Source organism: uncultured Phenylobacterium sp., assembly GCF_902826855.1.
GTDB lineage: Bacteria > Pseudomonadota > Alphaproteobacteria > Caulobacterales > Caulobacteraceae > Phenylobacterium.
The window spans coordinates 1-5,236 of sequence record NZ_CADEGK010000188.1 but is presented as its reverse complement, the minus strand read 5'-3'; the positions used below and the strand labels follow the sequence as shown (position 1 = coordinate 5,236).

Here is a 5,236-nt window from a genome sequence, read left to right as displayed (position 1 = left end):
CACATAGTTCAGCTCGACAATGCCCGTATTCCTGACCATACCCACGCCTAGCAGATTCGCTTTATCTCCCTCGACCACGAACACACTCAGCTCAGGATCTGCAAGCCATCGTCGGAAGTTGGCCGCGGTCTTGTCGCTAAGCCACTGTGCGAGGGCCCTCGCGTCGTCTCGATAGTCTGCCTTGCAGAGCTGTGTGATCGAACGCGCCACCAGCGCCGCGGCGCGTTGAGCGTCATCCCGACGGGCCTAGTGAACCAACACGCCCCAAAATAGCCTCTCAAGGGGTGAAGAACAACGCCCGCCCGGCACCGGTCGAGATCGCGGACGGCGACGGCGCGACGGACCCACAGGCGGACCGCCACGTTCGGTCCAGGTGAGCCGCAGACTTCGCGCGGCGCCATGCTTGCCGCCATGGTCCTGCGCTCGCGCGTCTTAGCGTTTCCTATGCCTCGACCAAGTCGGTCCAGAGCCGCTCCGCTGCCGGCTGGAGACTACCCATTGCCGCCGTGCTTGATGGCTTGGGGTCTTGGTCCTTAGGCCCCGGGTTTGATTGCCCGAGTCCGAGCAGCGTCTCCAACTGCGTTGACCAACGATCGAGCGCGTCGCGCTTCTCTGTCGCGTAGGCGTAGAGATTGTAGTGCCGCGCCGTGATCGCGGCGCCGCCCCCGCCATCCTTATGGGCCAGGACCTTGGAAACGATGTAGGGCGGAACCCCGAGCGCGGCGATGCCCGTCGCCCCCGTACGGCGCAAGTCGTGCAGCCGGACATCGTCGAGGTCGAGCGCGGCGGTCAGATCAGCCATGGCATGGCTGAGAGCGGCGGGCTCGATGGCGTCGTTGGACTGAGGTGAGGGGAATATGAACTCGCTCACCCCCTTCTTTCGGGTCGCCTGAAGCCGCAGAGCCTCCTCGATCAGGTCCACCGCCCTGTCGGAGAGCGGCACAAGATGTTCCGCCCGACCCTTCGTGCGTTCGGCGGGGATGAGCCAGGTCTTGCGGTCGAGATCGAGTTCGACCCGGCGCATTCCAGAGACTTCAGCACGCCGCTGCAGTGTGAACATCGCCAGTTCGATCGCGATGCGGACGGTCCGACTGATGAGCACCTTGTCGCCCGCCTTCTTGTCCCGGATGACGAGCTCGTCGCTGTTCTGGAGTGCACCCCACAGCGTCTTCATTTCGGTGTCGGCCAGCGTCCGGGTTCTTGCTGAAGCTTCCGACACCCGGGCCACGTGGGTGACGGGATTGATGACCACCCGCTCCTCGCTGATCGCGAAGTTGAACATCTGCGAGAGGAGCGCGCGCACACGGTTCGCCTGGCCGCCGGAGGTTTCGAAGATGTCCTTCAGCAGCGTCCGGATGCGGCCACGGGTGATATCTTCAACCGCATCGGATCCCACCTGCGGCTCCGCGTGCTTCGCCCACAGCCAGCGTTCGGTGGTGAGTGTGCTGGGAGCCTTCTTACGGCCGCGACCGCTCCGATGTGTTCCGGTCTCGCAGGCCTGGAAGTAGGCCTTCGCCAAGTCGGACATGGTCTTGATCGGTTGCGCTTTGGCGGTGCTTCGTGCGCGTCGCCGCTCAGCCGCGGGATTGTCGCCAGCGTCGACCTTGGCGCGGAGAAGGCGCGCCGCTACACGGGCGCCTTGCAGCGTCAGGCGTCGTGTCACTTCCGCGACGCCTGGCTGGTCATCCACCGTCGGGTCGTAGAGCCCAAGCGTGACCCGGCTCTGCCTGTCGGTGATCTTGTCGCGATATCGGAAGGACCACGACTTCTCGCCTGAGGTGGCGACCCGAAGCTCCAGCCCCCGGACGTCGCTGTCGGGGTAGGCGACGCGCGCCGCCTTGGGACCCGCGGGGGTCGTCTTGACCTCAGGCTTGGCGCTCCGACAGAAGGCCGCCGTCAGGTTTCGGTCCGAGCGCTTAGGCACTTTCTCCAGCCCGCCCGTTTTGTGACCCAAACATCTGGGGTCACATCGGGGTCACAAGATGCGGTGTTTTCTTGCCTAAATTTGCATCATCTTGAAAAGGCACGCAACTCATAAGTGGTTGAAAATATTGTGATTTGTCGTTTCAGGCGGTTTCTGCTTGTTTCACCATTAGCGATCTACGAATCTGAGGGTCGGACGTTCGAATCGTTCCGGGCGCGCCAATTTTCCTAACAAAACCAGTCGTCTAACCTCCCCCGTCGGGGCTGCCCCAACCTAGAATACGCATTAAGTTGGGGTTTAGGTTGGGGTTTGGGCGGAAACACTTGGAGAACTCCGCCGTTCACACGCTGCGGCTCGCCATCTTGCTATCTCGTTCGACGCGCGATTCCGGCCGAATTGCCCTCGCTCCCAGGCGCGCCTGTGCGGCGGGCTGACCGGGAAGCCCGGCCGATTGCGACCCCCAATGGCCGCAGACGCGGCGCGACCTTACGATGGTCTCCTCAGCTATTCGGCTTGGCTCGCCGCCATGCGAAGCGCGAACGGTAGCCCCACCCGACGTCCAGCGTGCCATTTGCCACTTCCTCCGCGACCGCAAATTTCCTTCGACACGGAGCCCAAGGTAGAGGCTGCAGTAGAGGGCCGGATTCAGTTTGATGATGATCAAGGTGGGCGGCGCCATTGAGGTGGAACGTCACCCTCAAAGGATCCTCTCATCGCCATCGGACCGAGCGCCTCGAGCCCGCAGCCCGCACCCCACTTGAGCCGCGCCAAGCAGCGGCAAGGAGTTGTCATGACCTCAAGGACGAAAGGGTTCGCTCTGATGACGCTGGTGGCTCTGGCGTCCGCCGCAGCATTCTGGCTGCTGCGCGATCATTGGGGACACGCTCTGGGCTTTGCCCCCTACCTGCTCTTTCTCGCCTGTCCGCTGATGCATCTGTTCATGCATAAGGGTCACGGAGGACACGGTAGTGACGACGCGCAAAGCCGCCAGCAGCCCCGCACTGGGTGAAACACCCGCCCAAGTCGGACGACCCGCGCGTTCGCAGCGCGCACCCGACCTGGGGCGCGGCGGGGCGGCCCTGCGCGCCCGGTTTCGTCAGGCCGCCGCTGCACTGTTTGGCGTCTGGGCGGCCTACCAGATGGGCCTCGGCGCGTACTTCGCGGCGTTCCGGCCGCCGCTCCTGCCCGAAGACCTCCGCTTTCTCGGCGCGAACGCCCCCAGCCGAATGATGGAACCGCCCGGACTTGAGCGGTGGTTGGACCTCATCTTCCTGGTTCTCGGTGGGCAAATGGCTGCGTTGGGCATGCTTTTGGCCGCAGTTGCCCTACGTCTTGCGCGCCGAGAAGCCGTGGACGCGCGCGAGATTGTCCTGTTCGGGTTCGCCGGAGCCTTGTCCGTGGCGGTGATGTGCGCGGTGAATTTCGCGCTGGGCTCGGACTTCCGTTGGGTTTTGATTTTGCCCGTGCTGGTTTGCTCGGGCGCTCTCGCGTCGGCCGCCCATGCGAGCGGCTCAGAGCGGGTCGACCCCCGAGGAGGGCTCGCATGACCGGTGACGAACTCGCAGCCGACGCCCGCGACGCGGTGCTCAATAGGGAGTGCTTCTGCGTCACCTTGGACAGCGCCAAGCTGCAGGCCGCGATTCGGGCCGAAGCGCCAAATCCGGACCTGGCTGCGGCCCTGCTTGCCGCCCGGCCGCACCTGTTCGCGGGGATGCCTGTGTTCCTGGCCCGGTCCGATCTCAAGGCGATGCTGGACGTTGTCTCCGCGGTTGAGGCGGCGGGGGTGGACCCTGGCTACCAACAGGAGGTGCTGGAGTGGGCGCCGGCCATTGCGCGACATGACTTTGGGCCGCGCGGGGCCTTCATGGGCTACGATTTCCACCTTGGGGATCTTGGACCGCAGCTTATCGAGGTAAACACCAACGCCGGCGGCGCCTTCCTGAACGCCCTTCTCGCCCGCGCCCAGGGCGCGTGCTGTCGCGAAGCAGAGGATGCGATGCTGGCGGCGCCGGTGGCGGACTTCGAGTTTGCCGTCTGGCGCATGTTCCTCGCGGAATGGCGGTTGCAGGGCCGGACGGCGGAACCGCGCATGTTGGCCATCGTCGATGACCGGCCGTCCGAACAGTACCTGTTTCCGGAGTTCCTACTGGCTCAACGCTTCTTCGAACGTCATGGCCTGGCCGCGAGGATCGTCGACCCGGCGGAGTTGCAATTCGCGGGCGGCTATCTGGTCCAGGACGGAGTGCGGATCGACATCGTCTACAATCGCCTGGTCGATTTCTCGCTGGACGCGCCAGGGCATGAAGCCCTGCGTGAAGCCTACCTCGCCGGCGCTGTGGTTCTGACCCCCAACCCGCGCAACCACGCACTCTTCGCCGACAAACGTAACCTGACGCTGCTGTCCGACGCGGCCAACGCCCGGAAGTGGCAGATGACACCCCACCAGCGGCAGAGCCTCACGGCGGTGCCGCGAACCCGCGCTGTGACAGCGGGCAACGCGGACGAGCTGTGGTCGGCCCGCAAGGGGTACTTCTTCAAGCCCGCGGGCGGTCACGGCGGAAAGGCGGTCTACCGGGGCGACAAGATGACCCGCGGCGTCTGGGAGGAGGTTCAGCGAGGCGGCTATATCGCCCAGGAACTGGCCGCGCCGACCGAACGGCGGATCAAGATCGACGGCGAGATCAAGTCGCTGAAGCTCGACGTGCGGCTCTACACCTACCAGGGGGCGTCGCTGCTGGCGGCCGCACGGGTGTATCAAGGCCAGACGACCAATTTCCGCACGCCTGGCGGAGGGTTCGCGCCCGTTTTCGTGACCTGACCCGTCCTCTCGGGGCTCGGCGGCAAACTGGCGTCTCGCCCAGCTTTGATCTTGGGCAAGGGCGGCGCCGTCGACGCGCGTATTCTTGGTAGGGATCGGAGGGCTCATGGCCAAACTGACGCTGACATCGCTGGGCGGCGCGGGGACCGTGACCGGCTCGAAGCATCTCCTGGAGCTTGGCGGCCGAAGCCTCCTCGTCGATTGCGGCCTGTTCCAGGGCCTGAAGGCTTTGCGCCTCCAGAACTGGGCGCCGTTCTCACGCGATCCGGACTCCATCGACGCGGTTGTGCTGACGCATGCTCACCTCGACCACTCCGGCTACCTGCCGCGGCTGGTCCGCGAGGGTTACCGAGGTCCGATCTATTGTTCGGCGGCGACCGCGGACCTGGCGGAGCTACTGCTGCTGGACAGCGCCAAGATCCAGGAGAGCGACGCCGAGTTCGCGAACCGGCATGGATTCTCGAAGCACCAACCCGCACTCCCGCTGTACGGAA

5 protein-coding genes and 1 pseudogene are annotated in these 5,236 nt (G+C 64.9%); 4 read left to right on the top strand and 2 right to left on the bottom strand.

The window, feature by feature from the left end:
• Positions 1-442: 442 nt before the first annotated feature.
• Together QZV94_RS20010 and QZV94_RS25265 are read right to left on the bottom strand one after the other, a co-directional pair.
• Complete coding sequence (locus QZV94_RS20010) at positions 443-1,519, bottom strand: site-specific integrase (protein WP_293680968.1); 1,077 nt, start codon at positions 1,517-1,519, stop codon at positions 443-445.
• 57 nt (positions 1,520-1,576) lie between these two features.
• Positions 1,577-1,924, bottom strand: a pseudogene (locus QZV94_RS25265) (Arm DNA-binding domain-containing protein); the annotation flags it as partial.
• A gap of 790 nt (positions 1,925-2,714) precedes the next feature.
• Between QZV94_RS25265 and QZV94_RS25260 the strand changes: the two are divergent.
• From QZV94_RS25260 to QZV94_RS19995, 4 genes are all read left to right on the top strand, one after another.
• Positions 2,715-2,933 (top strand): DUF2933 domain-containing protein, encoded by a 219-nt coding sequence (locus QZV94_RS25260; protein ID WP_367254941.1) that lies wholly within the window; start codon positions 2,715-2,717, stop codon positions 2,931-2,933.
• Positions 2,893-3,471, top strand: coding sequence for a hypothetical protein (locus QZV94_RS20005; protein ID WP_293680966.1), 579 nt, complete (start codon positions 2,893-2,895; stop codon positions 3,469-3,471). Before QZV94_RS25260 ends, QZV94_RS20005 begins: the two co-directional genes overlap by 41 nt.
• Positions 3,468-4,742, top strand: a complete 1,275-nt coding sequence (locus QZV94_RS20000) for a hypothetical protein (RefSeq protein ID WP_293680964.1) — start codon at positions 3,468-3,470, stop codon at positions 4,740-4,742. The genes QZV94_RS20005 and QZV94_RS20000 overlap by 4 nt, the downstream gene beginning before the upstream one ends.
• A gap of 106 nt (positions 4,743-4,848) precedes the next feature.
• On the top strand, positions 4,849-5,236 hold a 388-nt coding region (locus tag QZV94_RS19995; RefSeq protein WP_293680962.1), incomplete at its 3' end, for an MBL fold metallo-hydrolase.